This window comes from Citrobacter sp. Cpo045 (assembly GCF_030332875.1).
Lineage (GTDB): Bacteria > Pseudomonadota > Gammaproteobacteria > Enterobacterales > Enterobacteriaceae > Citrobacter > Citrobacter portucalensis.
On record NZ_JAOWGZ010000054.1, the window covers coordinates 1 to 583 of the forward strand.

Below are 583 nucleotides of genomic sequence, written 5' to 3' on the forward strand. Positions count from 1 at the left end.
ATGGCTCATGATGTCCCTCTGGGATGCGCTCCGGATGAATATGATGATCTCATATCAGGAACTTGTTCGCACCTTCCCTATCACCCTGACCGTTACGGCCTGCCTGCTTTTATGGGGTTTTCAGTTGCCAGCTTGGGCTGGTGACGCTACCCAGGTTGAGCCACTGGCGCTACGCAAGATCATGCAGGAACTCGGGCGCAACATGCAGGCTATTACCGGTGCGATTTCGCAGGAGGAATGGGTTCAGGTCGTTCAGCTCGCCCCAAAAGTTGCTGCACACCCCGAGCCACCGCTTACTGAAAAAATGCGCATCCTTGCTTACCTCGGCGCTGATGCGACCAAGTTCAGAAACTTTGACGCGCAGACTCACGAGGCGGCGCTGGCCATGAAGCTGGCTGCTGCGAGCAGCGACGGCAAGGCGGTGATCCAATCATTCGCCCTATCTGTCCCCGCTGGGGTGGGAGCATATCAACCTGACCGGCGATTACCTATGGCGCAGCAGTGCCAAGGTCGGTGCGGGGAAGTTCAGGCCATTGCGACCGCTGCCACCGGCTTAGCGTGCTTTATTTAATGAGATGGTCAC

Annotated in this window: 1 protein-coding gene; it reads left to right on the forward strand. The window is 57.1% G+C overall.

What is annotated here, in order from left to right; all coding sequences use genetic code 11:
- Positions 1-571: hypothetical protein (locus OGY13_RS00985; protein WP_286496718.1), on the forward strand; the 571-nt coding region annotated here is incomplete at its 5' end.
- Positions 572-583: the final 12 nt, after the last annotated feature.